The 25,484-nt window shown below is 70.8% G+C and carries 16 protein-coding genes; 6 read left to right on the top strand and 10 right to left on the bottom strand.

Features of this window, described 5'->3' with window-relative positions; translation table 11 throughout:
• Positions 1-136 precede the first annotated feature (136 nt).
• From OG452_RS09450 to OG452_RS09435, 4 genes are all read left to right on the top strand, one after another.
• Positions 137-1,729 (top strand): MFS transporter, encoded by a 1,593-nt coding sequence (locus OG452_RS09450; protein ID WP_327295167.1) that lies wholly within the window; start codon positions 137-139, stop codon positions 1,727-1,729.
• Between the two features lie 80 nt (positions 1,730-1,809).
• Complete coding sequence (locus OG452_RS09445) at positions 1,810-2,229, top strand: MerR family transcriptional regulator (RefSeq protein ID WP_266852881.1); 420 nt, start codon at positions 1,810-1,812, stop codon at positions 2,227-2,229.
• Positions 2,226-2,558: a thioredoxin gene (gene trxA, locus OG452_RS09440; RefSeq protein WP_327295166.1), complete on the top strand. Its 333-nt coding sequence runs from the start codon at positions 2,226-2,228 to the stop codon at positions 2,556-2,558. Before OG452_RS09445 ends, trxA begins: the two co-directional genes overlap by 4 nt.
• Positions 2,559-2,720: 162 nt before the next feature.
• Complete coding sequence (locus OG452_RS09435; RefSeq protein WP_327295165.1) at positions 2,721-4,985, top strand: HelD family protein; 2,265 nt, start codon at positions 2,721-2,723, stop codon at positions 4,983-4,985.
• A gap of 96 nt (positions 4,986-5,081) precedes the next feature.
• Here OG452_RS09435 and glgB read toward each other — a convergent pair whose 3' ends face one another.
• From glgB to OG452_RS09415, 4 genes are all read right to left on the bottom strand, one after another.
• Positions 5,082-7,382: a 1,4-alpha-glucan branching enzyme gene (glgB, locus tag OG452_RS09430; RefSeq protein WP_327295164.1), complete on the bottom strand. Its 2,301-nt coding sequence runs from the start codon at positions 7,380-7,382 to the stop codon at positions 5,082-5,084.
• Positions 7,383-7,441: 59 nt separating this feature from the next.
• Entirely contained in the window at positions 7,442-8,887 is a 1,446-nt protein-coding gene (locus OG452_RS09425) for a maltokinase N-terminal cap-like domain-containing protein (protein WP_327295163.1), read from the bottom strand.
• A 232-nt stretch (positions 8,888-9,119) separates the two neighbouring features.
• Positions 9,120-10,826, bottom strand: coding sequence for a maltose alpha-D-glucosyltransferase (gene treS, locus OG452_RS09420; RefSeq protein WP_327295162.1), 1,707 nt, complete (start codon positions 10,824-10,826; stop codon positions 9,120-9,122).
• On the bottom strand, positions 10,823-12,895 hold the full coding sequence (locus tag OG452_RS09415) for an alpha-1,4-glucan--maltose-1-phosphate maltosyltransferase (protein ID WP_327299567.1): 2,073 nt from the start codon (positions 12,893-12,895) through the stop codon (positions 10,823-10,825). Before OG452_RS09415 ends, treS begins: the two co-directional genes overlap by 4 nt.
• 793 nt (positions 12,896-13,688) lie before the next feature.
• Between OG452_RS09415 and glgP the strand changes: the two genes are divergently transcribed.
• Positions 13,689-16,316: an alpha-glucan family phosphorylase gene (glgP, locus tag OG452_RS09410; RefSeq protein WP_327295161.1), complete on the top strand. Its 2,628-nt coding sequence runs from the start codon at positions 13,689-13,691 to the stop codon at positions 16,314-16,316.
• A gap of 50 nt (positions 16,317-16,366) precedes the next feature.
• On the opposite strand, the gene OG452_RS09405 is transcribed toward glgP, so the two are convergent.
• Positions 16,367-17,935, bottom strand: a complete 1,569-nt coding sequence (locus OG452_RS09405) for a sensor histidine kinase (protein ID WP_327295160.1) — start codon at positions 17,933-17,935, stop codon at positions 16,367-16,369.
• A gap of 117 nt (positions 17,936-18,052) precedes the next feature.
• Between OG452_RS09405 and murJ the strand changes: the two genes are divergently transcribed.
• Entirely contained in the window at positions 18,053-19,789 is a 1,737-nt protein-coding gene (gene murJ, locus OG452_RS09400; RefSeq protein ID WP_327295159.1) for a murein biosynthesis integral membrane protein MurJ, read from the top strand.
• Here the strand turns inward: murJ and OG452_RS09395 are convergent.
• From OG452_RS09395 to OG452_RS09375, 5 genes are all read right to left on the bottom strand, one after another.
• A complete protein-coding gene (locus tag OG452_RS09395) occupies positions 19,773-20,450 on the bottom strand; it encodes a response regulator transcription factor (protein ID WP_327295158.1) in 678 nt (225 codons plus the stop codon). The two genes, murJ and OG452_RS09395, sit on opposite strands and share 17 nt — an antisense overlap.
• A 162-nt stretch (positions 20,451-20,612) precedes the next feature.
• On the bottom strand, positions 20,613-22,244 hold the full coding sequence (locus OG452_RS09390; protein WP_327295157.1) for a M4 family metallopeptidase: 1,632 nt from the start codon (positions 22,242-22,244) through the stop codon (positions 20,613-20,615).
• A 189-nt stretch (positions 22,245-22,433) separates the two neighbouring features.
• Positions 22,434-24,464: a M4 family metallopeptidase gene (locus tag OG452_RS09385; RefSeq protein WP_327295156.1), complete on the bottom strand. Its 2,031-nt coding sequence runs from the start codon at positions 24,462-24,464 to the stop codon at positions 22,434-22,436.
• Positions 24,465-24,769: 305 nt separating this feature from the next.
• On the bottom strand, positions 24,770-24,991 hold the full coding sequence (locus OG452_RS09380) for a nuclear transport factor 2 family protein (RefSeq protein WP_327295155.1): 222 nt from the start codon (positions 24,989-24,991) through the stop codon (positions 24,770-24,772).
• Positions 24,988-25,449, bottom strand: a complete 462-nt coding sequence (locus OG452_RS09375; protein WP_327295154.1) for a nuclear transport factor 2 family protein — start codon at positions 25,447-25,449, stop codon at positions 24,988-24,990. The genes OG452_RS09380 and OG452_RS09375 overlap by 4 nt, the downstream gene beginning before the upstream one ends.
• Positions 25,450-25,484: the final 35 nt, after the last annotated feature.

Genomic DNA, 25,484 nt, shown 5'->3' with positions numbered 1-25,484 from the left:
GCGCCGTGAAGCGCGCTAAATTGCACAGCAATGTGTAATTGCACAACACTGTGCAAGTAGGTGGGAGCGGCTACGGCGTGTGCGAGTCCGCGTGTGCCAGTGGGCGTATGTCAGTGGATGGGAGTGGTGGGACGTCATGAATCTCGTGGTGAAGCAACCGGTGGCGGAGATGGAAGGGCCCTACCGGCGCCGCTGGTGGGCGCTGCTGGTTCTGTGCCTGAGCCTGCTGATCATCGTCATGGCGAACACCGCCCTGACGGTCGCCGCCCCCGACATGACGCGGGACCTGGGGCTCAGCAGCGCCGATCTCCAGTGGGTCATCGACGGCTACACCGTCCCCTACGCGGCGCTGATGCTGCTGCTCGGTGCCATCGGTGACAAGTACAGCAGGCGCGGCGCGCTGGTGCTGGGGCTCGTCGTCTTCGGCGGGGGAGCGGTCGCCGGGTCGCTGGTCGGCAGTGCGACGGGCGTCATCGCGGCCCGCGCCGTCATGGGGATCGGCGCGGCGATGATCATGCCCGCCACGCTGTCGCTGCTCGCCGCGAGCTTCCCACGCGCCGAGCGGGCCAAGGCGATCGTCCTGTGGACGGCCACCGCCGGGCTCGCCATAGCCGCCGGCCCGCTGGTCGCCGGGGCGCTGCTCCAGCACCACGGCTGGGCCTCGACGTTCCTGATCAACGTACCCATCGCGGTCCTCGCCATCATCGGCGCCTTCGTCCTCGTACCCCCGTCGAAGGCCGGTCACGACGGCCGGATCGACTACGTGGGCGGGCTGCTCTCGGTGGTCTCCGTCGGCGCCCTCGTCTACATGATCATTGAGGGTCCGCACTTCGGCTGGGGCGCCAAGGCCGTCACCGCCGCCGTCGTGGCGGGCGCCGGGTTCGTCGTGTTCGTGCTGTGGGAGCTGCGGCACCCGCGCCCGGTCCTCGACGTACGGCGCTACCTCGACCGGGGGTTCGCCGGGTCGAATCTCGCCGTCGCGCTCTTCTTCCTGGCCGTGTTCGGCGCCTTCTACTACCTGACCCAGCACCTCCAGTTCGTCCTGGGCTTCAACGCCTTCGAGACCGGGGTACGGATGTTGCCGCTGGCCGGCGCGGTCTTCGTCGGCTCGGCGCTGACCGGAGTTCTGACGCCCCGGCTCGGGATGCGCGTCACGGTCACCGCGGGCATGGTCGGCGGCACGGCCTCGCTGGCGCTGCTCACCCGGACCGACGCGGGCTCGGGGTACGGGGAGTTCGTCCTGCCCCTGGTCCTGCTCGGCCTGGCCATCGGGCTCGCCCTCTCACCGTGCACCGACGCGATCATGGGCGCGTTCCCCGAGTCCGAACTCGGCGTCGGCGGCGCGGTCAACGACACCTCGATCGAGCTGGGCGGCTCGCTGGGCATCGCGATTCTCGGATCGGTACTCTCCGGCGCGTACTCCTCGCACCTCGCGGACGCGGTCGGCGGCAAGCTGCCCGCCGGTGCGCTGAGCACCGCTCAGGACTCGGTGGGCGCCGGCCTCGCCGTTGCCCAGAAGGCCGCCGCCACCGCGGGCCCCGAGCAGGGGCGCGCCCTGGTGGACGCGGTGAACAGCGCCTTCTCGCAGGCGGTCGCCCACACCAGCCTGGTCGGCGCGGTGATCCTCGGGGTGGGTACGGTGCTGGTCGCCGTCCTGATCCCGGGCCGCGGCGGGCGTACGGAACCGGAGGCGGCGCCGGAGAAGGAGCCGGCGGCCACCGCGGCCTGAGGCATCAGGACATCCCGGTGTGGCCCGGCCGCCGGATCCGCCCTTGCCTTGACGTCGACGTCAAGGATTACCGTCAGGGCATGCGAATCGGCGAGCTGGCGGAGCGGGCCGGCACCACCACCCGTGCTCTGCGCTACTACGAGTCCCGGGAGCTGCTGCCCGCACGGCGGGCGGTGAACGGCTACCGCACCTACGACGAGGACGATCTGCGGCTGCTCCAGCAGATCAGGACGCTCCAGGACTTCGGCTTCGACCTGGAGGAGACCAGGCCGTTCGTCGAGTGCCTGCGCGCCGGGCACCCGGCAGGTGACGTCTGCCCCGCCTCGCTCGCCGTGTACCGGCGCAAGCTGTCCGAACTGGATGCGCTGATCGGGCAGCTCCAGGGGGTCCGCCGGCAGGTGGGGGCGGAACTGGCCCGCGCCGAGGCGGAGTTGCCGGGTGGCCCGGAGCCGCGCTGTGAACTGTCCGACGGGGACGAGTGGGAGGAACACCGGAGATGATCCACGCAGAGGGCGTCGACGCCGTGACCGACGCCGATTTCGACACCGAGGTGCTCGCGGCAGAACTGCCGGTCCTGGTCGAGTTCACCGCCGACTGGTGCGGGCCGTGCCGGCAGCTCGCGCCGGTGCTGAGCGCAGTGGCGGGCGAGGAGGCCGGACGCCTCAAGGTCGTACAGCTCGACGTCGACAGCAATCCGGACGTGATGGTCCGGTACGGGGTGATGTCGATGCCGACACTGATGGTCTTCCGCGACGGGGAGCCGGTGAAGTCGATGGTGGGTGCCCGCCCGAAGCGGCGGCTGCTTCAGGAACTCGCCGACGTGCTCTGACGCGGAAAGCGGAAAACGCAGCACAAAAAATACCCCGGGCGAATTGACGTCCGGGGTATTGCAGCGCGTACAGTGGGTACTTCCTGTCTACGCTCACACCGTAGGTGTAACGCAAGGTCAGGAGAAGTCTTATAACGGCACCGTATCGCGTCAGGAGCTGCATTGTCAACCGAGGAATTGCAGAACGAGCAGCAATTCGTCTCACGGCTCTACGAGCGGCTGGACGCGCTCCGGGAGCGCGCCGAAGCCGCCGTCCAGGGCTCGTTCGCCCAGGTGGGCAAGGGGCTGCAGGCGCGTGTCGAGCGCGATGTGCTGGTCGCCGAACGGTCCGGGCTGCTCAGCGCGCTGAATTCGGTGGAATCCGGGCTCTGCTTCGGCCGTATTGATTTCACCGACGGATCCAGGTACCACATCGGGCGTATCGGAATCCGCGAAGAGGCCGACGAGAACAACGAACGCACCCCGCTGGTGATCGACTGGCGCGCGCGGATCGCGCGGCCTTTCTACCTCGCCACCGGGCATTCCCCGATGGGGCTGCGCCGCCGCCGGCACCTCACCACCGACGGCCGGACCGTCACCGCGCTCCACGACGAGATCCTCGACCTCACCGACACCGAGCGGACCGGACACGAGGGGTCCGACGCCGACGCGGTGCTCCTCGCGGCCCTGGACTCCGCGCGCACCGGCCGGATGCACGACATCGTGCAGACGATCCAGGCCGAACAGGACGAGATCATCCGGGCCCCGCACCACGGGATCCTCGTCGTCGAGGGCGGCCCCGGCACCGGCAAGACCGCGGTGGCCCTGCACCGCGCCGCGTACCTCCTCTACGCGCACCGCGACCAGCTCGCCCGCCGCGCCGTACTCGTCGTCGGCCCCAACCCGGCCTTCCTCGGCTACATCGGCGAGGTGCTGCCCTCGCTCGGCGAGACAGGCGTACTGCTCGCCACACCGGCCGAACTCTTCCCCGGTGTGACCGCCACCGGCACGGACACCCCGGCGGCCGCGGCCGTCAAGGGGCGTACGGAGATGGCGGAGGCGCTGGCCGCCTTCGTACGCGACCTCCAGCGCACCCCGGAGCCCGGCGAGCCGCTGGTGATCCCGCACGACGACGGCGATCTGCTGCTCGACTGGACCATCGCCGACGCCGCCCGTGAGCGGGCCCGCTCGACGCTGCTGCCGCACAACCTGGCACGCCCGCACTTCGCGTTCCGCATCATCGACGACCTGACCGCGCAGCTGGCCGACCGGCTCGGCGCCGATCCCTACGGGGGGCCCAACTTCCTGGGCCCCGACGATCTCGCACAGATCGGCAAGGCCGTCGCGTCCAGCCCCGAAGTGCACGCCGCCATCGAGGAGTTGTGGCCCGTCCTCACCCCGCAGCAGGTGGTCGCCGCCTACCTCACCGACCCGGTGCATCTGCCGGACGCCGACGCGGACGCCATTCGCCGCAAGGGCGGCGACTGGACGGCGGCCGATGTCCCGCTGCTCGACGAGGCCGCCGAGCTGCTCGGTGAGGACGACTCCGCGGTACGCGCGGCTGCCGAGGCGGCCCGTCAGGAGCAGGTCGCCTTCGCCCAGGGCGTCCTCGACCTGTCGCTGGGCTCCGAGTCCTTCGAGTTCGAGGACGAGGAGTCCGAACTGCTCGCGGCGCACGACATCATCGACGCCGAGCGGATGGCCGAGCGCCACGAGGAAGCCGATCACCGCAGCGCCGCCGAACGCGCGGCGGCCGACCGCACCTGGGCCTTCGGCCACATCATCGTGGACGAGGCGCAGGAGCTGTCGCCGATGGTGTGGCGGCTGCTGATGCGGCGCTGCCCGACCCGCTCGATGACGCTGGTCGGCGACCCGGCCCAGACCGCCGAGCCAGGCGGCGTGGGCGACTGGGCGACGATGCTGGCCCCGTACGTCGACGACCGCTACGAGCTGGTGCGGCTCGGCATCAACTACCGCACCCCCGCCGAGATCATGAAGGTCGCGGCCGCCGTCCCGAGCGCCGTGGACCCGGCGTTCCGGCCGCCGCGCTCCATCCGCTCCACGGGGGTGGCGCCCTGGGTTCGGGCCACGGAAGACCTGCCCCGCGCGGTGGCCGACGCCGTGGCGGACGAGCGCGCCGACGAGCGCAGGCTCGCGGTGATTGCGCCCGCCGTGCTCCACCGCGAACTGGCCGCCGCGCTCCCGGACGTCGACGACGGCGAGCCGGACCTGCACCGGCTCGTCGTCCTGCTGGACCCCCGGCAGGCGAAGGGGCTTGAGTTCGACACCGTGATCGTGGTCGAGCCCGGCCTGATCCTGACCGGTTCACCGCGCGGCACGAGCGACCTGTACGTGGCCCTGACCCGGGCCACCCAGCGGGCCGGCATCGTGCACACCGGTGGCGGACTGCCGGAGTGCCTCAGCTGCGCGGCGGACGCCCGCCCGTGACACGGAGGAGGTGCGGCGCGTGTGAACTCCACGCCGCCGCACCTCCACACCTCCGCACCGCCCCGCCGTCTCCCGGACCGGGTGCGTCCGGCGGGATCAGACCGGCCTCAACCACACCGTCGCCAGCGGCGGCAGCGTCAGCCCGATGCTGGACGGCCGCCCGTGGTACGGCACCGGCTCGGGCTTCAGCGGGTCCGTGTTGCGGACGTCCCCACCACCGTAGAGACCGGTGTCGGTATTGAGCACCTCGTGCCACTCCGGCACCGACTCCGGCACCCCCAGCCGGTACTGGTGCCGCACCACCGGCGAGAAGTTGGAGACCGACAGGAGCGGGGCGCCGTGCGCGTCGTAGCGCAGGAACGCGAAGACGTTGTCCTCCGCCGCGTCACCCGCCACCCAGGCGAATCCGCCCGGGTCGGTGTCGCGCTGCCACAGGGCGGGGGCCGCCGTGTACACCGCGTTCAGGTCGCGCACCAGGTCCCGTACCCCGCGGTGGTCGTGCGCCGCCCCGTACGACGGGTCCAGCAGCCACCAGTCCGGGCCGTGCGCCTCCGACCACTCCGCCCCCTGCGCGAACTCCTGCCCCATGAACAGGAGTTGCTTGCCCGGGTGGGCCCACATGAACCCCAGATACGCGCGGTGCGTGGCGCGCTGCTGCCACCAGTCGCCCGGCATCTTCGAGACCAGCGCCTGCTTTCCGTGCACCACCTCGTCGTGCGAGATGGGCAGGACGTAGTTCTCGCTGAACGCGTACACCATCGAGAACGTCATCTCGTTGTGGTGGTACTTGCGGTGCACCGGCTCCTTGGCCACGTACTCCAGCGAGTCGTGCATCCACCCCATGTTCCACTTGAGCCCGAAGCCGAGACCCCCGTAGCCGCCCGCGCCGACCTGGTCGGTGGCCCGGGTGACACCGTCCCAGGCGGTCGACTCCTCGGCGATCGTCACCACGCCGGGGTTGCGCCGGTAGACCGTCGCGTTCATCTCCTGGAGGAAGGCCACCGCGTCCGGGTTCTCCCGGCCGCCGTGCTCGTTCGGCGACCACTGCCCTTCCTCGCGCGAGTAGTCCAGATAGAGCATCGAGGCGACGGCGTCCACCCGGAGTCCATCGATGTGGAACTCCTCGCACCAGTAAGTTGCGTTGGCCACAAGGAAGTTACGGACCTCGGTGCGCCCGTAGTCGAACTCCAGGGTTCCCCAGTCGGGATGCTCGGCGCGGGCCGGGTCGGAGTGCTCGTACAGCGGGCGCCCGTCGAACTGCGCCAGCGCCCAGTCGTCCTTCGGGAAGTGCGCCGGCACCCAGTCCATCAGGACGCCGATACCCGCCCGGTGCAGCGCGTCCACCAGATACCGGAAGTCGTCGGGCGTGCCCATCCGGGACGTCGGCGCGTAGAAACCGGTGACCTGGTACCCCCACGAGCCGCCGAAGGGGTGCTCGGAGACCGGCATCAGCTCCACATGCGTGAAACCCAGGTCCTGGACGTAGGCCGGGAGCTGTGTCGCCAGCTGGCGGTACGTCAGGCCGGGCCGCCAGGACGGCAGATGGACCTCGTACACCGAGAGGGGTGCCTCATGGACCGGCCGGTCGGCGCGGTGCGCCATCCACTCCTGGTCCTGCCAGCGGTGGTGCGACTTGGTCACGACCGAGGCGGTGGCGGGCGGTACCTCGGTGCGCCGCGCCATCGGGTCGGCGCGCAGGGTGTGGCTGCCGTCCGGGCGCATCAGGTCGAACTTGTAGAGCGCGCCCTCGCCGATGCCCGGCACGAACAGCTCCCACACACCGGACGACCCGAGCGAACGCATCGGATACGCCACGCCGTCCCAGTAGTTGAAGTCCCCGCTGACCCGCACCCCGCGTGCGTCCGGTGCCCAGACGGTGAAGCGGGTGCCGGTGACGCCCTGGACGGTCATCGGCTGCGCGCCGAGCGCCTTCCACAGCTCCTCGTGGCGGCCCTCGCCGATCAGATGCAGATCGAGCTCCCCGAGGGTGGGCAGGAAGCGGTACGGGTCCTGGAGCTCGATCTCGGCGTCGTCGTACGTGACGAGCAGCGCGTACTCCGGGACGGTGCGCAGCGGCAGCAGGGCGGAGAAGAAGCCCTGACCGTCGTCGTGCAGTTCGGCGCGGAGCCCCTTCGCGACCACGGTCACGGACCGGGCGTACGGCCGCAGCGCCCGGACGGCGATGCCACCGGTGACCGGGTGGGCGCCGAGCAGCGCGTGCGGGTCGTGGTGGCCGCCGCTGAGCAGCCGCTCGCGTTCCCCGGCGCCGAGCGTCTCCGCGGGCCTTGCACCTCCGGCCGGCGTCGGCTGGGAGGGCAGAACGGCTGTGGGCTCGGTGCGCGCGGGAGGCTCTGTGTTCGCCCTGGGCTCTGTGGCTTCTGCGGGTTCTGTGGGCATTTTGGCTGTGGTGGGCTCGCGTTCGGCGGGCGACGGAGTGCGGGACGGGGGACGGGCGGTCACTGGGGCGGCCTCCTCGGCAGCTTCGGCGCACGGTGGGAAACAGGGGGTTCGGGGAGCGAGAGCCGCTCGATCGCGGCCATCGGTACGGGCAGCCAGTCGGGGCGGTTCCTGGCCTCGTAGAGGACCTCGTACACCGCCTTGTCGGTCTCGTACGCGCGTAGCAGCTCCGGTTCCGCGCGCGGGTCGGCGCCGGCCACCGACGCGTACCCCTCGCAGTACGCGTCGCGGCAGCCGATCGCCCACTTCGGGGACCACGGGCGGTGGGTGCGGGCCGCGTAGTCGAAGGAGCGCAGCATCCCCGCCACATCGCGGACCACCGGCTGCGGGCGGGTGCGTTCGGCGAGCGGGCGGGCCGGTTCGCCCTCGAAGTCGATGACCGACCACTCGCCGTCCCTGGCCCGCAGGCTCTGGCCCAGATGCAGATCGCCGTGGATGCGCTGGGCGGCCCAGGTACGGCCGGCGTGCCCCAGGTCGGCGAGCGTGTCGAAGGCGGTGCGCAGCCCCGCAACGTACGGCGCGAGCGCGGGCACGGCCTGGGCCGTGGCCTCCAGACGCGCCGTCATCTCCGCGGCGAGATGCTGTATCTGCTGTTTGCGCAGGACTGCGGTGGGCAGGGCGGACGCCAGTGTCCCGTGTACCTCGGCGGTCGCCCGGCCCAGCGCCCGCGCGCCCGCCGCGAAGTCGTGGCCGTCGGTGAGCGCGAGCAGCGCCAGCTGCCAGCCGTCCTCGGAGCCGGCGAGGTACGGCTGGAGTACACCCAGCGTGGCCGGTTCGGGCTCCGTCGTCTCGTACCAGGCGACGGGTGCGGGCACCCGGGAGCAGCCGGCCTGGGCCAGCGCGAGCGGCAGCTCCAGATCGGGGTTCGACCCTGGGTGGACGCGGCGGAAGACCTTCAGGATGAACGTATCGCCATAGACCAGAGAGGTGTTGGACTGCTCCGCGCCCAGCGGCCGTGCGGGCAGCCCGGCGGGGATCTCCGATGCGGGGTCGCGGTCGAAGCGCAGCGCTCCGATCCGGCCGGGCGCGCGCAGCCGTTCCAGGAGCAGCCCGGTCAGCCGCGGGTCGAGCAGCGCGTCGTACAGCACGGACCCGGCCAGCGGTCCGGTACGGGCCCGCCCGATCAGCGCGGCGGCGAGGCGCGGCGGCAGTGAGGTCCGAACGCCGAGCAGCAGCTGGTAGCAGTCGCCGGTCGAGTCGGCGGGCGCGGGGGATTCCTGTTCGGCCCGGACCAGCAGATGGAGTAGCCCGGGGGCCGCGCCGACCGGCAGCAGTTCGGTGGCCGAGACCAGCGTGAAGGCGGTGACGGGCCGTCCCTTGCCCGCGAACCAGCGCTGCTTGGGCAGCCACTCGTGCAGCAGGGGGGCGAGGGAGTCGAGGAGGCGGAGGGGGCCGGACGACCCGGCGGAGCGCACGCTGTTCCGGGTGGATGCAGCCTTGGACATGGCATCGCGTCCTTTCCCGGGCACACCACACGATGCGCAGAGTGTCCCGGATTGCGTGGGGTCGCCTCCCATGCTGAACGCAATGAGGGCGGGAATCCGGCTGTGCGGGACGGTGCGGGTGAGGATGGACCAGATGGACTAGGGCTCTGTGGGCCGGGTGCTGGTGCCGTGGTACCAGTGAGGAGGGTGCCCGGGACGGAGCGGGGGAAACCGCCCAGCCCCGGGCCCGTCGTCACACGGTGGGGGCGTCCTTGCGCAAGCGGAACCAGTAGAAGCCGTGGCCCGCGAGGGTCAGCAGATACGGCAGTTCACCGATCGGGGGGAAGCGCACCCCGCCGATCAGCTCCACCGGATGGCGTCCGGTGAAGGAGTTGAGGTCGAGTTCCGTCGGCTGCGCGAACCGCGAGAAGTTGTGTACGCACAGCACCAGGTCGTCCTTGTACTCCCGGAGGAAGGCGAGGACGGCCGGGTTGGACGAGGGGAGCTCGGTGTACGAACCGAGGCCGAAGGCCGGGTTCTGCTTGCGGATCTCGATCATCCGGCGGGTCCAGTGCAGCAGCGAGGCGGGCGAGGCCATGGATGCCTCGACGTTCGTCACCTGGTAGCCGTAGACCGGGTCCATGATGGTCGGCAGATAGAGCCGTCCCGGATCGCTGGACGAGAAGCCCGCGTTCCGGTCGGGGGTCCACTGCATCGGCGTACGGACCGCGTCCCGGTCGCCGAGCCAGATGTTGTCGCCCATCCCGATCTCGTCCCCGTAGTAGAGGATCGGCGAACCGGGCAGCGAGAGCAGCAGCGCGGTGAACAGTTCGATCTGGTTGCGGTCGTTGTCCAGCAGGGGCGCGAGCCGCCTGCGGATGCCGATGTTGGCCCGCATCCGTGGGTCCTTGGCGTACTCCGCGTACATGTAGTCGCGCTCTTCGTCCGTGACCATTTCGAGCGTCAGCTCGTCGTGGTTGCGCAGGAAGATGCCCCACTGGGCGTTCTTCGGAATGGCCGGGGTCTTGGCCAGGATCTCCGATACGGGGTAGCGGGACTCCCGGCGTACGGCCATGAAGATGCGCGGCATCACCGGGAAGTGGAATGCCATGTGGCACTCGTCGCCGCCCTTTTTGAAGTCGCCGAAATAGTCGACGACATCCTCCGGCCACTGGTTGGCCTCGGCGAGCAGCACCGTGTCCGGGTAGCTCGCGTCGATCTCGGCGCGCACCCGCTTCATGAACGCGTGGGTCTGCGGGAGGTTCTCGCAGTTGGTGCCCTCGACCTGGTAGAGGTACGGGACCGCGTCGAGGCGGAATCCGTCGATGCCCAGGTCGAGCCAGAAGCGCAGCGCCGAGATGATCTCCTCCTGTACCACCGGGTTCTCGTAGTTGAGATCCGGCTGATGGGAGAAGAACCGGTGCCAGTAGTACTGCTTGCGCACCGGGTCGAAGGTCCAGTTGGAGCTCTCCGTGTCGACGAAGATGATCCGGGCGTCCGCGAACTGCTTGTCGTCGTCGGCCCAGATGTAGTAGTCGCCGTACGGGCCCTCCGGGTCCTTCCGCGACTCCTGGAACCACTCGTGCTGGTCGCTCGTGTGGTTCATCACGAAGTCGATGATCACGCGCATCCCGCGCTGATGGGTGGCGTCGACGAACTCGACGAAGTCGGCGAGGTCGCCGAACTCCGGCAGTACGGACGTGTAGTCCGCGACGTCGTAACCACCGTCCCGCAGGGGCGACTTGAAGAACGGCGGCAGCCAGAGGCAGTCGACGCCGAGCCACTGGAGGTAGTCCAGTTTGGCGGTGATGCCCTTGAGGTCACCCACGCCGTCGCCGTTGCTGTCCTGGAACGACCTGACCAGGACCTCGTAGAAGACGGCGCGTTTGAACCAGTCGGGGTCACGGTCCTTGGGGGGAGTGTCCTCGAATTTGTCGTGGACGGGCTCATTGACAATCATGATGTGGGTGACCCTCCGATCGGCGGGGACGGTCGCAGCACCAGGATGTGCGCCGGCGTACTGCCCGGCTCCAGACGCACATAGTTGGCCCTGCCCCAGTGGTAGGTCTCACCGGTGAGCTCGTCGCACACCGGGACGGATTCGTGCCATTCCAGGCCGAGATCCGGCATGTCCAACGAGACCGTGGCCTCCTGGGTGTGGTGCGGGTCAAGGTTGACGACAATCAGAACTGTGTTCGAGGTGACCGTGGCTCCGGCTGCCTCTCCGCCCGGCGTGGCGACCTCCGTGGGGGCCCCCGTGGCGAACTCCGTGGCGACCGGTACGGACACCGACTTCGAGTACGCGATCACCGCGTCGTTGTCGGTGTGGTGGAAGTGCACCGAACGCAGCTGCCGCAGCGCCGGGTGGCGGCGCCGCAGCTCGTTCAGTGTGGTGATGAGCGGGGCGATGGTCCGCCCCTCCCGCTCGGCGGACTCCCAGTCGCGCGGCCGCAGCTGGTACTTCTCCGAGTCCAGGTAGTCCTCGCTGCCCGCCCGGGCGGTGGTGTTCTCGCACAGTTCGTACCCGGCGTACACCCCCCAGGACGGTGCCATCGTCGCCGCGAGCACCGCACGGACCTCGAAGGCCGGGCGGCCGCCGTGCTGGAGGTACCCGTGCAGGATGTCCGGGGTGTTCACGAAGAAGTTGGGCCGCATGGCGGCCGCGGACGCCCCGGCCAGCTCGGTGACGTAGTCGGTCAGCTCCTGCTTGCCGGTTCGCCAGGTGAAGTACGTGTACGACTGCTGGAACCCGACGGCGCCCAGGGTGTGCATCATCGCGGGCCGGGTGAACGCCTCGGCCAGGAAGACCACATCCGGATCGCGGCCGTTGACCTCGGCGATGACCCGTTCCCAGAAGACCACCGGCTTGGTGTGCGGATTGTCCACCCGGAAGATCCGTACGCCGTGCCCCATCCAGAAGCGCAGGATGCGGACGGTCTCGGTGACCAGGCCGTCCATGTCCTGGTCGAAGGCGATCGGGTAGATGTCCTGGTACTTCTTCGGCGGGTTCTCCGCGTACGCGATCGTGCCGTCCGGCCGGTGGTGGAACCACTCAGGGTGCTGCGTCACCCAGGGGTGGTCGGGCGAGCACTGGAGCGCGAAGTCGAGGGCGATCTCCAGGCCCAGCTCACGGGCGCGCCCGACGAAGTCGTCGAAGTCCTCCAGGGTGCCGAGATCCGGGTGGACGGCGTCGTGGCCGCCGGCCGGTGAGCCGATGGCCCACGGCACGCCCACGTCGTCGGGCCCGGCGGTCAGCGCATTGTTGGGGCCCTTGCGGTGGGTCGTTCCGATGGGGTGGACCGGGGGCAGATACACCACGTCGAACCCCATGGCCGCGACGGCCGAAAGCCGCTTCGCCGCAGTCCTGAAGGTGCCGCTGACGTGCGGCTTGCCCTCCTCGACCACGGCGCCCTCGGAGCGCGGGAACAGCTCGTACCAGGATCCGTACAGCGCCCGCTCACGCTCCACGAGGAGCGGCAGCGGCTCCGACGCGCTGACCAGCTCACGCAGCGGGTACCGGGCGAGGGCCGCCACCACGTCCGGCGCGAGCGCGGCCGCGAGCCGGTCGTCGGCGGGCGCCGCGGTGTCGGCCAGCGCCTCCGCCACCGCGAGGACCGCCCGGCGGCCCCTGCTCTTCGGCACCCCGGCTGCCGCACGTGTATACAGCCCGGCGCCCTCGGTGAGCACCAACTCGGTGTCGATGCCCGCCGGGACCTTGATCCGGGCGGTGTGCAGCCAGGTGGTGACGGGGTCGCTCCACGCCTCGACCGTGTAGGTCCAGCGGCCCTCGCGGTCCGGGGTGACGTCCGCGCCCCAGCGGTCGGTGCCGGGGGCCAGCTCCCGCATCGGCGCCCAGGGCGCGGTTCTGCCGCGCGGTCCGCGCAGGACGACATTGGCGGCGACCGCGTCATGGCCCTCACGGAAGACCGTCGCCGTGACCTGGAAAGTCTCACCGGTCACCGCTTTCGCGGGCCTGCGCCCGCCGTCGACGCGCGGGCGCACATCGAGCACCGGGATACGGCCGATCAGCTGACCGGTCGGGGGCCGCTTCGGCGGCCTCGGGGACCTCGGCGGCTGCGGGGACGTGGCGAGAGTCCCTCTGGCCGGCTTGTCCGATGACGGCTTGCGGGCTGCGGGCATGACCGCTCCTGTCCGCTTTCACTCAGGCTGTGGAGAGGGGTGGGGGTGAGCTCGGGCGGGTACCGGAGGAGCCTTCCCCCACACCTCCGGTGGGCAATCCGGCTCCTGAGTTAAGTACTCGTGCGTAATGTGCAAGGCAAGGACCAGGTGGGCCGCGCGTCGCGGAGAGCCGTGCCCGGCCGTGCGGGTGGCCGCGGTTTCACACCTTTGGCAGAGCCCCCCGCGCCCCGCCCCAGTCGGCCGGACCGGACGGAGCGCGCCGCGCCCGGCGCGCAGCCGCCGCGGGTCGTGCACCGCGTGCGGGAGGCGCCGGTCGGGCACCGCGTACGGGAGGTGCCGACGGCGCCTCATGGGGCGGGCCCCTCCCGGCAGGTGACGGTCCGTTCCATCCGGGCACACTCCTCTCCGTTCCAGGGTCACCGCTGTGTGTCACAGCGAGGTGTCACACAGCAGCCTCACCCGTGGTGCGAAGTGCCACAAGCCCACGCGACGGGGGAGAACCGGCCATACCGCCCGGTCTGACACACACCGGCGCACCCCGCAGCGGGGCCCCGGCGCACGCGGAAGCGGCCTCGCGCCGTGGTTGCGGGGAGCGCGGACGGGCTACCTTCGGGGTGAAGTGCGGACGTACACACCGCTGTGCGTCCCCTGGATGCGCATCTCCCCTGCGAAGGTGGAACACGTGAAGGCCATTCGTCGATTCACCGTCCGCCCCGTCCTCCCCGAGCCGCTGCGCCCGCTGGGTGAGCTCGCCCGAAACCTCCGCTGGTCCTGGCACGCCGGGACCAAGGACCTGTTCAGAGCCGTCGACCCCGACGGTTTCCCGGCGGCCGGCGGTGACCCCGTCCGGCTGCTCGGCACGGTGCCGGCAGCCCGGCTCGCCGAGCTGGCGGCCGACCCCGGCTTCCTGCGCGCCCTGACCGAGGCCGCCGACGGCCTCGACACCTATCTGCACGGACCGCGCTGGTACCAGGAACAGCCCGCCGGGCTGCCCGCGGCCATCGGCTACTTCTCACCCGAGTTCGGTGTCACCGCCGCACTCCCGCAGTACTCCGGCGGCCTCGGCATCCTCGCCGGCGACCATCTGAAGGCCGCCAGCGACCTCGGCGTACCGCTCATCGGCGTCGGCCTGCTCTACCGGCACGGATACTTCCGGCAGTCCCTCTCCCGCGAGGGCTGGCAGCAGGAGCACTACCCGGTGCTCGACCCCGACGAACTGCCGGTCACGCTGCTGCGCGAGGCGGACGGCTCACCCAGCCGGGTCGCCCTCACACTGCCCGGCGGCCGCTCGCTCCAGGCGCAGATCTGGCAGGCGCAGGTCGGCCGTGTCCCGCTGCTGATGCTCGACTCCGACGTCGAGGAGAACGAGCCGGGCGAGCGGAGTGTCACCGACCGGCTCTACGGCGGCGGCAGCGAGCACCGGCTCCTCCAGGAGATGCTCCTCGGCATCGGCGGGGTACGGGCGCTGCGCTCGTACTGCCGGATCACCGGGCACCCGGGCCCCGAGGTGTTCCACACCAACGAGGGGCACGCAGGCTTCCTCGGCCTGGAACGGATCCGCGAACTCGTGGGCACGGGGCTGGACTTCGACGCCGCTCTGGAGTCCGTGCGCGCCGGAACCGTCTTCACCACCCACACCCCCGTACCCGCCGGGATCGACCGGTTCGACCGCGACCTGGTGGCCAGGCACTTCGGGGACGACGGCGAACTGCCGGGTGTCGACGGCGGACGCGTGCTCCAGCTGGGCAGGGAGACCTATCCGGGCGGCGAACCGCGCCTCTTCAACATGGCCGTGATGGGCCTGCGGCTCGCCCAGCGCGCCAACGGGGTCTCCACCCTGCACGGCGCCGTCAGCCGGGAGATGTTCGCCGGACTGTGGCCGGGATTCGACCCCGACGAGGTGCCGATCACCTCGATCACCAACGGGGTGCACGCCCCGACCTGGGCGGCGCCCGAGATCACCCGCACCGCCGTCCGCCGGATCGGCGCCGAACGCACCGAGCACGCGCTGTCGGTGGGCGTCGCCGACCGCTGGGACGCGGTGGCCGACGTTCCCGACGCGGAGATCTGGGAGCTGCGCCGGACCCTGCGCGAGCAACTGGTCGGCGAGGTACGGACCCGGCTGCGGGCGTCCTGGCGCGGGCGCGGGGCGTCCGACGCCGAACTGGGCTGGATCGACGGGGTGCTCGACCCCGGGGTGCTGACCATCGGCTTCGCCCGGCGCGTCCCCTCGTACAAGCGCCTCACGCTGATGCTGCGCGACCGCGACCGGCTGACGGAGCTGCTGCTCCACCCGGTCAGGCCCGTCCAGATCGTGGTCGCGGGCAAGGCGCACCCGGCCGACGACGGCGGAAAGCGGCTGGTGCAGGAACTGGTGCGGTTCGCGGACGACCCGCGGGTGCGCCACCGCATCGTCTTCCTGCCGGACTACGGCATGGCGATGGCCGAACGGCTCTACCCGGGCTGCGACGTCTGGCTGAACAACCCGCTGCGCCCGCTGGAGGCGTGCGGTACCTCCGGGATGAAGGCGGCGCTCAACGGCTGCCTCAACCTTTCGGTGCTCGACGGCTGGTGGGACGAGTGGTTCGAGCCGGACTTCGGCTGGGCCATTCCCACCGCGAGCGGCTCGGGGATGGACGAGGACCGGCGGGACGAGCTGGAGTCGGCGGCGCTGTACTCGCTGATCGAGGACCGGGTCGCGCCGCGCTTCTACGACCGTACGGCCTCCGGCCTGCCCGAACGCTGGGTCGGGATGGTCCGCTCCACGCTGGCAACCCTGGGGCCGAAGGTGCTGGCGGGGCGGATGGTGCGTGAGTACGTCGAGCGGCTCTACGCGCCAGCCGCCCTCGCCCACCGCTCGCTCGGGCCCGAAGCGGCCCGGGAGCTGGCAGGCTGGAAGGCGCGGGTGCGGACCGCCTGGCCGGAAGTGCACGTCGACCATGTGGAGGCCGTAGCGGCGACCGCGGCCGACGGCACGGCGGAACTGGGCTCCACTCTCTCGCTGAGGGTCCAGGTCGCGCTCGGCGGGCTGGGGCCTGACGACGTGGAGGTGCAGGCGGTGTCGGGCCGGGTCGACGAGCAGGACCGCATCGCGGACGCGCGGACTGTCGCACTGAAACCGGCGGGCGGCCCCGACCTGGACGGACGCCGGCTGTACGAGGGCCCGCTCGCCCTGGACCGTACGGGGCCGTACGGCTACACGGTCCGGATCCTGCCGGCGCACCACCTGCTGGCGACCGGCGCGGAGCTGGGACTCGTCGCGGCACCGACCGCGGCGACGGGGGAGGGCGCGGGTGTGCTTCTGAGGTGATCCTCCTGAGGTGGCACTTCACGGGTTCCACCTCAGGAGCCGTCCGCCGGTCAGCGGAGCACCGCCTTGGACGTCAGGGTGCCACCGCTGAAGCAGAGCCGGTACGCGGGCAGTTCGGCGAACAGCCCGGCACGGTAGTACCGGCACTCCGCACCGGCGGACACAGGCGGCGCACCCGCCGGTGCGCCGCCCATCGCGTGCCGGGGGAGCCGCGCACCGACCGGCCCCGCGCGGTCGCCGACGCGGAACAGGTCGTACTGGGCGCGGTCGAGGACCGTTCCGTACCGGGTGGCGAGGCCGACGGCGCCGATCAGAACCGCCAGTGCGGCGGTGGCCGCCAGCGGGACCCAGACCGCCTGCTTCAGACGCCGCCGGACCTGCTGTCTGGCCCTGGCCAACTCCTGCGCGGATGAAAATGTTCCGCCGGGAGCCGCAGGCGGGGCGCCGGGTTCGGGAGGCAGGGTTGCGGACACTTCGAAGCCGCCGCCGGGCAGCGGCCCGTGGCGCAGGACCCCGCCTGCGAGACGGATCCGTTCGTCCAGGCCGACCAGCCCCGTACCGCCGCCCGGGCCGCCGTGGAGTTCCACCTCGTCCGCCCAGCCGGCCTCCGCCGCCGGGCCCGCTGACAGGCCGGATGGTCCTGCCGTGCTGGTGACGGTGACCGTCAGGGCCGAATCCGACCGCACGAACCGTACCGCCACCGGTGCGCCCGGCGCGTGTCTGGCCGCGTTGGTGAGCGACTCCTGGACGGTCCTGTGCACCGCGCGGCCGGTCATCGGGGCCAGGCCGTCCGCCACCCCGTCGCCGCTCAGCTCCACCTCCATCCCCGACCTGCGGGCCCGTTCCACCTGCTCCGCCACGCTCTCGCCCGGCGGCGAGACCGGAGCCGCCCCGTCGTTCTCCCGCAGAACACCGATGATGTCGCGCAGCCGGGCGGTGGCGTCCCCCGCAGCGGCCCGCAGCTCACCGGCCGCGCTCCGCTGCCTTCCGCTCAGCGATGGGTCGACCTCAAGTGCCGCCGCCCGTACGGCGATCAGCGACAGATCGTGGCCGAGCGAATCGTGCATGTCGCCCGCGATCCTGGAGCGCTCCAGCAGCCGCGCCCGGTCTGCGGCGACGGCCTGCTCGCGCTCCAGCCGGCCGGCCAGCAGCCAGCCGGTGTCGACGAGTTGGGCGTACTGCCGCACATACCGGCCGAGCAGCCACGGGACCATCACCGCGAAGGCCAGGGTGGACAGCTCGACGAGCCAGGTCCAGAGATCCAGGTGCGCGGCCTGCGTGATCAGCAGGCCCACGGCGGCCGTCCCCGCGAAGGCGTGCAGCGCGGGCCGGGCGAGCGAGGTCCGCCGGCCGGCCAGATAGCCGAAGACCGCGAGGGCAGCCGCGTACTCCGGTGTCCAGAGCCTCGGCGTGACGGTCAGGCCCAGCGCCACCGCGAGCAGCAGCGCGGTCAGCGGCCGCCCGCGGGACAGCCCGACGCCCGCCCCCAGCACCGCGATCCCGGCCACGGGCCGCCACCACGTACCCCCGCCGGCCACCACGGTCCTCAGCACTACGGGCGCACAGATCAGCGCCCAGAGTGCCAGATCGGTGATGCGCTCTCTCCGCTCTCTCCCCATGGGCCCAGCTTGCCGGACCCGGCCGCTTCCCGGCCCCCGACGAAAGTCGGGGTCTGCGTCTGCCGTACGCCCCATGAACCCGGCGGGCGGCGCTGCCTACCGTCGGCGCGGCACAGCATGCACGGAGCAGCACACCATGGGGGAGACAGCGTGGAGGGCACAGAACCAGCAGGGACACGGCCGCGCGGGAGGGCCGCCCGGGGCCGGCACGCCGCTCCAAGGAAACCGCGCCCGGCCCCACGCGTACTGCTGAAACCCGCTGTGCTGATGGCGGCGGGGACCGTGGCGTCCAGAGCCACCGGCCTGATCAGACAGGTGCTCCAGGCCGGGGCACTCGGTACGGGTCTCCTCGCCACCACGTACAACCAGGCCAACACCGTCCCCGCAAGCCTGTACTTCCTCATCATCGGCGGGGCGCTGAACTCCGTCCTGGTGCCACAGCTGGTCCGCGCCCGGATCGAGCAGCCGGACGGTGGACGGGCCTTCGAACAGCGGCTGGTGACGCTCACGCTGACAGTCCTCGGAGCGGGCTCCCTGCTGGCCGTGTGGGCCGCGCCGCAGATCATCGGCGTGTACCAGAGGGACACGCCAGGCAACCACGCCGCTTTCGAACTGACCGTGGTCTTCGCCCGGTTCCTGCTGCCGCAGATCTTCTTCTACGGGATGTACGGCGTCCTCGGCCAAGTGCTCAACGCCCGGGGGAGGTTCGGGGCGATGATGTGGACGCCGGTGCTCAACAACGTACTGCTGATCGCGGTGTTCGGCTGGTACGCCGGGGTCATGACGGTGGCGGACGGTGTGCACGACATCAGCCGGGCACAGGTTACGCTGCTGGGCGCCGGCACCACCTCGGCCCTCGCGGTCCAGGCCCTCGCGCTGGTGCCGTTCGTCCGCGCCGCCGGATTCCGCTTCCGCCCGCGCCTCGACTGGCACGGGACCGGAATGCGGGCGAGCCTCGGCGCGGCCCGCTGGACGCTGCTGTTCGTGCTGGCCAATCTGGCGGCGGCCACCGTGGTCACCCGCTACGCCACCGCGGCCGACCGGGAACTGCCCCGGGCCGGAGTCGGCTTCACCGCGTACACATACGCGCAGACCATCTGGTCATTGCCGCAGTCCGTCGTCACGGTCACGCTGGTGACCGCGTCCCTGCCCCGGATGAGCCGGGCCGTCGCCGAGCACCGCGGCGACGACATGCGCCGCGATCTGTCCCGCACCCTGCGGACCAGCGGCCTCGTCACCGTCCCGGCTGCCTTCTTTTTTCTCGCGCTCGGCCCGCAGCTGGCGCAACTGCTCTTCGCGCACGGCGCCGCCGACGCCGCCGCCACCCGGCCGCTGGGGCAGATGCTCCAGGCGTTCGGGCCCGGACTGATCCCGTTCTCCGCGCAGTACGTGCTGCTGCGCGGCTTCTACGCCTTCGGGGACACCCGTACCCCGTTCCTGATGGCGCTGTGGATCGGCGCGGTCCAGGTCGCGCTGGCCACCGGCTGCCACCTGCTGCTGCCCGCACGGTGGGCGGTCACCGGGATGGCGGCCGCCTACGGGGTCGCTTACGCGGCCGGACTGCTGGTCACCGCGCGGCTGCTGCGCCGGAGACTCGGCGGCCGGCCGGCCGGCGGGAGGATCGCCCGCACCTACGGCAAGCTGGTTGCGGCGGCCCTTGCGGGCGCTGCCGCCGGGCGGGTGGTGGCCGGGCTCTGCCCGGTGCCGTCCGGCGCGTCCGCCGGGGCGGCCGCGCTCGCCCTGGCTGCGGGCGGTGGAGCCATGCTGCTGGTGTTCCTGCTGCTCGCACGGGTGTGTCGGATCGGCGAGTTGCGCGGGGCGCTGCGGTTCCGGCTGGTCAGCGGGAACCGGTGACCAGCCCGGCCTCGTAGGCGAGGATGGCCAGTTGGACGCGGTTCCTGAGTTCCAGGCGGGCGAGTACGGAACTGACATGGGCTTTGACGGTGCCCTCGACGACGTGCAGTTGGGCCCCGATCTCCGCGTTGGTGAGCCCCGCACCAACGCGCGCCACCACCTCGCGTTCCCGGTCGGTGAGCGGGTCCAGCCGGGTGCGGGCGTCCGCCGCGCGGGAGAGCCGCCCGGTGCCGAGATGCGTGAGGACGCGCCGGGCCACCTCGGGGGAGAGGAAGGCGGCGCCGTCGGCGACGGCCTGGACCCCGGCGATCAGCTCCCGGGGATCGCCGGATTTCAGCAGAAAACCGCTGACACCGCTGTCGAGCGCCCGTGCGATGTACTCGTCCTCGGAGAAGGTGGTGAGCATGACGAGGGCGGTATCCGGTGCCGCCGTCCGCAGTTCCCCGGCGGCCCGCAGGCCGTCGAGGCGCGGCATCCGGATATCCAGGAGGGCGACGTCCGGCCGGTGTTTCAGGGCCAGTTCGACCGCCTGGTGTCCGTCGGCGGCCTCAGCGACGACCTCGATGGACGGGTCGGCGGCGAGGACGGCCCGGATCCCCGCGCGGATCAGCGCCTCGTCGTCGGCGAGCAGGACGCGTACCCGTGGTCGTGGTTCCGTCATGACGTCAGCCTAAAGTCCTGTTCTTCTTCCTCTGCTCGGAGACCGAGTACCGGGGATCCGGATCGCACAGGCCGGCCGGACTGGGGAAGGCCCCGCCTCCCGCCGATGTACGGCGGGAGGCGGGGCCTTCACAGTCGTGCAGGTCGAGCAACTGGCCAGCTGCTACTTCACGTTGATGCCGGCCCAGGCCGCGCCGACCGCCTTGTACTCGGCGCTGTTCGTGCCGTAAAGGTCAGTCGCCGCCTTCAGCGTCGCCACGCGGGCCGCCGCATAGTCGGTTGTCGACGTCATGTACGTCGTCAGGGCCTTGTACCAGATCTGGATGGCCTTGTCCCGGCCGATGCCGGTGACCGTGGAGCCGTTAGATGTGGGGGAGTCGTAGTTGACGCCGTTGATGGTCTTCTTGCCGCTGCCCTCGCTGAGCAGGTAGAAGAAGTGGTTGGCCGGGCCCGACGAGTAGTGGACGTCGAGTCCGCCGAGGCTGGAGGACCAGTAGTCGGCCGAGCCGCCGTCCTTGCTCGGCTTGTCCATGTAGCGCAGCGGGGTGCCGTCACCGTTGATGTTGATCTTCTCGCCGATGAGGTAGTCGCCCGGATCCGACGCGTTGTTGGCGTAGAACTCGACGGCGGTGCCGAAGATGTCCGACGTCGCTTCGTTGAGCCCGCCGGACTCACCCGTGTAGTCCAGGTTGGCGGTCGCCGCCGTGAGGCCGTGCGACATCTCGTGGCCCGCTACGTCGATGGCGGTCAGCGGGTCTGCGTTGCCCGCCCCGTCCCCGTACGTCATGCAGAAGCAGCTGTCGTCCCAGAACGCGTTGACGTACGCGTTCCCGTAGTGCACCCGGCTGTAGGACGCCTTGCCGTCACCGGCTATGCCGTTGCGTTTGAGGACGTTCTTGTAGAAGTCCCAGGTCTCGGCCGCGCCGTAGTGAGCGTCCACCGCCGCTGTCTGAGGGTTCTTGGCGGTGCCGTCGCCCCAGGTGTCGGTGGAGTTGCTGAACAGGGTTCCCTTGCCGGACGTCTTGTGGTTCAGATTGAACGTCTGGTGGCCGCCGCGGGCGGCGTCGTTGAGCGTGTAGTTCGACCCCGACTTGGTGGTGCCCAGGGTGACCTTGCCGCTGTACTCGCTGGTTCCGGTGCCGGTCTCGACGGCCTGCCACTGAGAGAGCTTCTTGCCGGTGGCGGCGTCGGTGACGACGTGCAGCGCGCTGGGGGTGCCGTCGTCCTGGAAGCCGCCGACCACGGTCTCGTAGGCCAGGGTGGGCTTGCCGGTGGCCGCCCAGATGACCTTGCGCGGGGCCTTGTCGGCCGAAGTCCTGTCGGTTCCCGCTGACTTGGCGGCGCTGAGCGCCTTCTGCTGGGCGGCGGCCGGCTTCACGGCCGCGGTGGTGCGGGCGACCTTGATGGTGGCCTTGGTCGCCTTGGTGACCGTGGCGGCACCCGACTTCGGCGTGTGGACGACGAGGTCGCCGCCGAGGACCGGGAGTCCGGCGTAAGTACGCTCGTATCGCGTGTGCGTCGTGCCGTTGGCGTCCTTGATGACGTCCCGGACGATGAGCTTCTCCTGGCTGCCCAGGCCGAGCTTGCCCGCGGTGCTCGCGGTGTTGGCCGCCGCTGAGCGCATCAGGGCCGCGTGCTGGGTGGTGGAGAGGGCCAGGGCCTGAGCACCCGTGGCGGCCGGCGTGGGCGCCGCGCCCGCGGAGCCGGAGGAGAGGGTGGTGAGGCCGGTGGCCAGCAGCGCCGCGACGGCGATCGAACCGGCGATGCGCTGGGAACGCGATATGTGAGAGGTCACTCGATTTTCCCTTTCAGAGGTGGGGGGTTGGAAAGATGCGGGTGACGTGCGGGTGGTGGCGCTGCCCGGGGGCGATTGGGGTCCCCCGGGCAGCTCTGTCCTGTGGAACAGGCCTACGGTCGAACGATGTTTCTGTGAAACGCCGTTCGGTGGAACATTAGTGCGGCCGGGTGGCTTTGTGGCTGGAAATCAGAAGGTCAGTTTCCAGCTGTTCAGCGTTCCGGTGTCCTGCAGGGCGACATCCTGGACCTTCAGCTTCCAGGTGCCGTTGGCCGTTTCGGTGGACGCGTTGACCGTGTACGACGCCACCACGTTGTCCGCCGAGTCGGACGGACTGGAGTTCTTCAGCCGGTACGTCTTCCCGCTCGGGCCGACCAGGTCGATGACCAGGTCGCCGCGCCAGGTGTGGCTGATGTTGACGTCCACCTTGAGCGTGGCCGGAGCCTTGCCCGTCAGGCCCGTGACCGCGATCGGCGAGTTGATCGCCGGACCGCCGTCGGGGATGGCGTACTTGGTGGTGGACTGGAAGACGGTGCCCGTGCCCGGATCCCCGCCGCCGGGCCTGGAGCCGACGTTGATGGCGGCCCAGGCGTCCGCGACCGACTTGTACTCGGCGCTGGTCGCGCCGTACAGCTCGCTCGCGACCGCCAGCGTCCCGGTGCGGGCCGAGGCGTAGTTGGTCGTCGACGTGAACTTCTCGGTGAGCGCCTTGTACCAGATCAGCTGGGCCTTGTCCCGGCCGATGCCGGTGACGGGCAGACCGTCGGACGTGGGGGAGTCGTAGTTGACGCCGTTGATGGTCTTCTTGCCGCTGCCCTCGCTGAGCAGGTAGAAGAAGTGGTTGGCCGGGCCCGACGAGTAGTGGACGTCGAGTCCGCCGAGGCTGGAGGACCAGTAGTCGGCCGAGCCGCCGTCCTTGCTCGGCTTGTCCATGTAGCGCAGCGGGGTGCCGTCGCCGTTGATGTTGATCTTCTCGCCGATGAGGTAGTCACCGGGGTCGGCGGTGTTGTTGGCGTAGAACTCGACCGACGTACCGAAGATGTCGGAGGTGGCCTCGTTCAGCCCGCCCGACTCACCGCTGTAGTTGAGCCCGGCGGTGGCCGCGGTCACACCGTGCGACATCTCGTGGCCCGCTACGTCGAGGGCGGTCAGCGGGTCTGCGTTGCCCGCCCCGTCGCCGTACGTCATGCAGAAGCAGCTGTCGTCCCAGAACGCGTTGACGTACGCGTTGCCGTAGTGGACGCGGGAGTAGGCAGCGACACCGTCGCCCGCGATCCCGGTCCGGCCGAAGACGTTCTTGTAGAAGTCCCAGGTCTCAGCGGCCCCGTAGTGGGCGTCGGCCGCCGCGGTCTCCGAGTTGGAGGCCAGGCCGTTGCCCCAGGTGTCCGTGGAGTTGGAGTACAGGGTCCCCTTGCCGGAGGACCCGTGGTTGAGGTTGTACGTCATGTGGCCGCCGCGGGCACCGTCGTTCAGCGTGTAGTTCGACCCCGACTGAGTGGTGCCGAGGGTGACCTTGCCGCTGTACTCGGTGTTGCCGACGCCGGTCTCGACGGCCTGGCGCTCGAAGAGCTTCTTGCCGGTGGTGGCGTCGGTGATGACATGCAGCTCGCTCGGAGTGCCGTCGTCCTGGAAGCCGCCCACGACCGTCTCGTAGGCGAGCGTCGGCTTGCCCTGCGCCAGCCAGACCACCTTGCGGGGTGCCCGGTCGGCCGAGGTCTTCGCCGACCCCTGTGCGGCAGCGGCCTTCAGCGCCGACTTCTCGGCGGCGGCCGGAGCGACGGCCGCGCTGGTGTTCACGTTCTTCAGTTCCGCGCGGGACGCCTTGGTGACACCCTCGGTCGCTCCGGCCTTCGAGGTGTCGACGACCAGGTCGCCGCCGAGTACGGGGAGCCCGTCGTAGGTGCGCTCGTACCGGGTGTGTGTGGTGCCGTCACGGTCCTTGGTGACGTCGTGGGCCTGGAGCTGTTCATGTGCTCCGAGACCGAGACTCCGGGCGGTGTCCGCCTTGGTGGCGTTCGCGTGACGCAGCAACTCGGCCCGCTGGGAGGGCGAGAGGGCTGCCGGGGCGGCGCCGGGGGCGGACTTGCCGGTGATCGCGGCCGAAGCGGCGCTGTTCCCGGGTGATGCGGAGGCTGTGCCGGCCTGTACTCCTACGGCGAGCAGTGCCGCGGCGGCGATGAGTGCGCCGGTGGCGGTGGCACGACGGTGCGTGGGTCTCACGCTGACTCCTTCTGCATGGGTGGACAGAGCGACCTGATGGGCCGTTCTGACGAGCAAGCAGTGCGCAGAACGGGGAGAGAGTGACATCTGTGAGGACCCTGTGTCAGGACCGCGTCAAAAGGTTGGCTGGAAATCGTCCGTTGTCCACATGGTCGTGTTCGCTATACGGAATGTTTGCTGGGCTGCCCGATGCGGATGGTTGCGGGCCGGGCGGGGCCGGGCCGATCGGGGCAGAGGCGGGCGGGACCCGAGGTGGGCCGGGCCGAACCGGGTCGGGGCCGGGCGAGCCGGTTCCGGTTCCGGGTTCAGACACCGGCGAGGTGCCGGCCGTTGTAGTCCGCGGACACCTCCGGAGCGAACACCGCGTCCAGGGCTGACCAGTCGCGGCGGTCGAGGGCGTCGGCGTAGGTGTTGACCAGGTCCGCGAGGTCGAGCCGGGCCGCCGCGTCCGCCGCGTCTGCCGCTTCCGCTGTGGCCTCCGCCGCTTCCGCCGGGTCACTCCCGGTCGTCCGCTGAGGTGCGGTCATGCCTGTCCTTGCGGGAGGCCACCAGCCAGCAGGTCCTGGCGCAGGCGTGCCACGCGGGTGGTGGCGATGCGCCAGGCGCCGTCCTGGAGGCGGTACTCGTCGTGATAGTGGCCGTAACCGTGGAAGCCCTGCGGGAGACCGTCACCGGGGAACTGGACGTAGTCGTACATCGCCCAGATCCCGGTGGCCCGGCCGTCGCCGGTCAACTCGATCTCCGGCATGTGGCCGTGGTGCACGGTGCGCACGTCGGTGAGGACATCGGACAGGAACGCGGCGATCGCGTCGCCGCCGGTGGTCACGAAGCCGTCGATGTCCATGCGGGCGTCGTCGGTGAACACCTCCCGCATCGCCGTCCAGTCCTTGGTGTCCATCAGCCGGAAGTAACGCGCTTTGAGTTGCTTTATGTCCTCGGTCGCAGCGAGGCGGGCCGACGTGGGGTCGTGCTCGACACGGGACACGGCGTCCTCCTGTGATGAATATTCAACATGGGATG

The organism is Streptomyces sp. NBC_01197 (genome assembly GCF_036010505.1).
Taxonomy (GTDB): Bacteria; Actinomycetota; Actinomycetes; order Streptomycetales; family Streptomycetaceae; genus Streptomyces.
Note: the sequence above shows the minus strand (reverse complement) of the source record. Positions and strands in the feature narration are given on the sequence as shown.

Bases quoted from the DNA above. Each gene is read 5' to 3' on its own strand.
- OG452_RS09445 (WP_266852881.1), top strand. From the start codon at position 1,810: ATGCGAATCGGCGAGCTGGCGGAGCGGGCCGGCACCACCACCCGTGCT.
- OG452_RS09450 (WP_327295167.1), top strand. From the start codon at position 137: ATGAATCTCGTGGTGAAGCAACCGGTGGCGGAGATGGAAGGGCCCTAC.
- OG452_RS09395 (WP_327295158.1), bottom strand. From the start codon at position 20,450: ATGACGGAACCACGACCACGGGTACGCGTCCTGCTCGCCGACGACGAG.
- OG452_RS09405 (WP_327295160.1), bottom strand. From the start codon at position 17,935: ATGGGGAGAGAGCGGAGAGAGCGCATCACCGATCTGGCACTCTGGGCG.
- treS (WP_327295162.1), bottom strand. From the start codon at position 10,826: ATGATTGTCAATGAGCCCGTCCACGACAAATTCGAGGACACTCCCCCC.
- murJ (WP_327295159.1), top strand. From the start codon at position 18,053: ATGCACGGAGCAGCACACCATGGGGGAGACAGCGTGGAGGGCACAGAA.
- OG452_RS09425 (WP_327295163.1), bottom strand. From the start codon at position 8,887: ATGTCCAAGGCTGCATCCACCCGGAACAGCGTGCGCTCCGCCGGGTCG.
- OG452_RS09380 (WP_327295155.1), bottom strand. From the start codon at position 24,991: ATGACCGCACCTCAGCGGACGACCGGGAGTGACCCGGCGGAAGCGGCG.
- glgB (WP_327295164.1), bottom strand. From the start codon at position 7,382: ATGCCCACAGAACCCGCAGAAGCCACAGAGCCCAGGGCGAACACAGAG.
- trxA (WP_327295166.1), top strand. From the start codon at position 2,226: ATGATCCACGCAGAGGGCGTCGACGCCGTGACCGACGCCGATTTCGAC.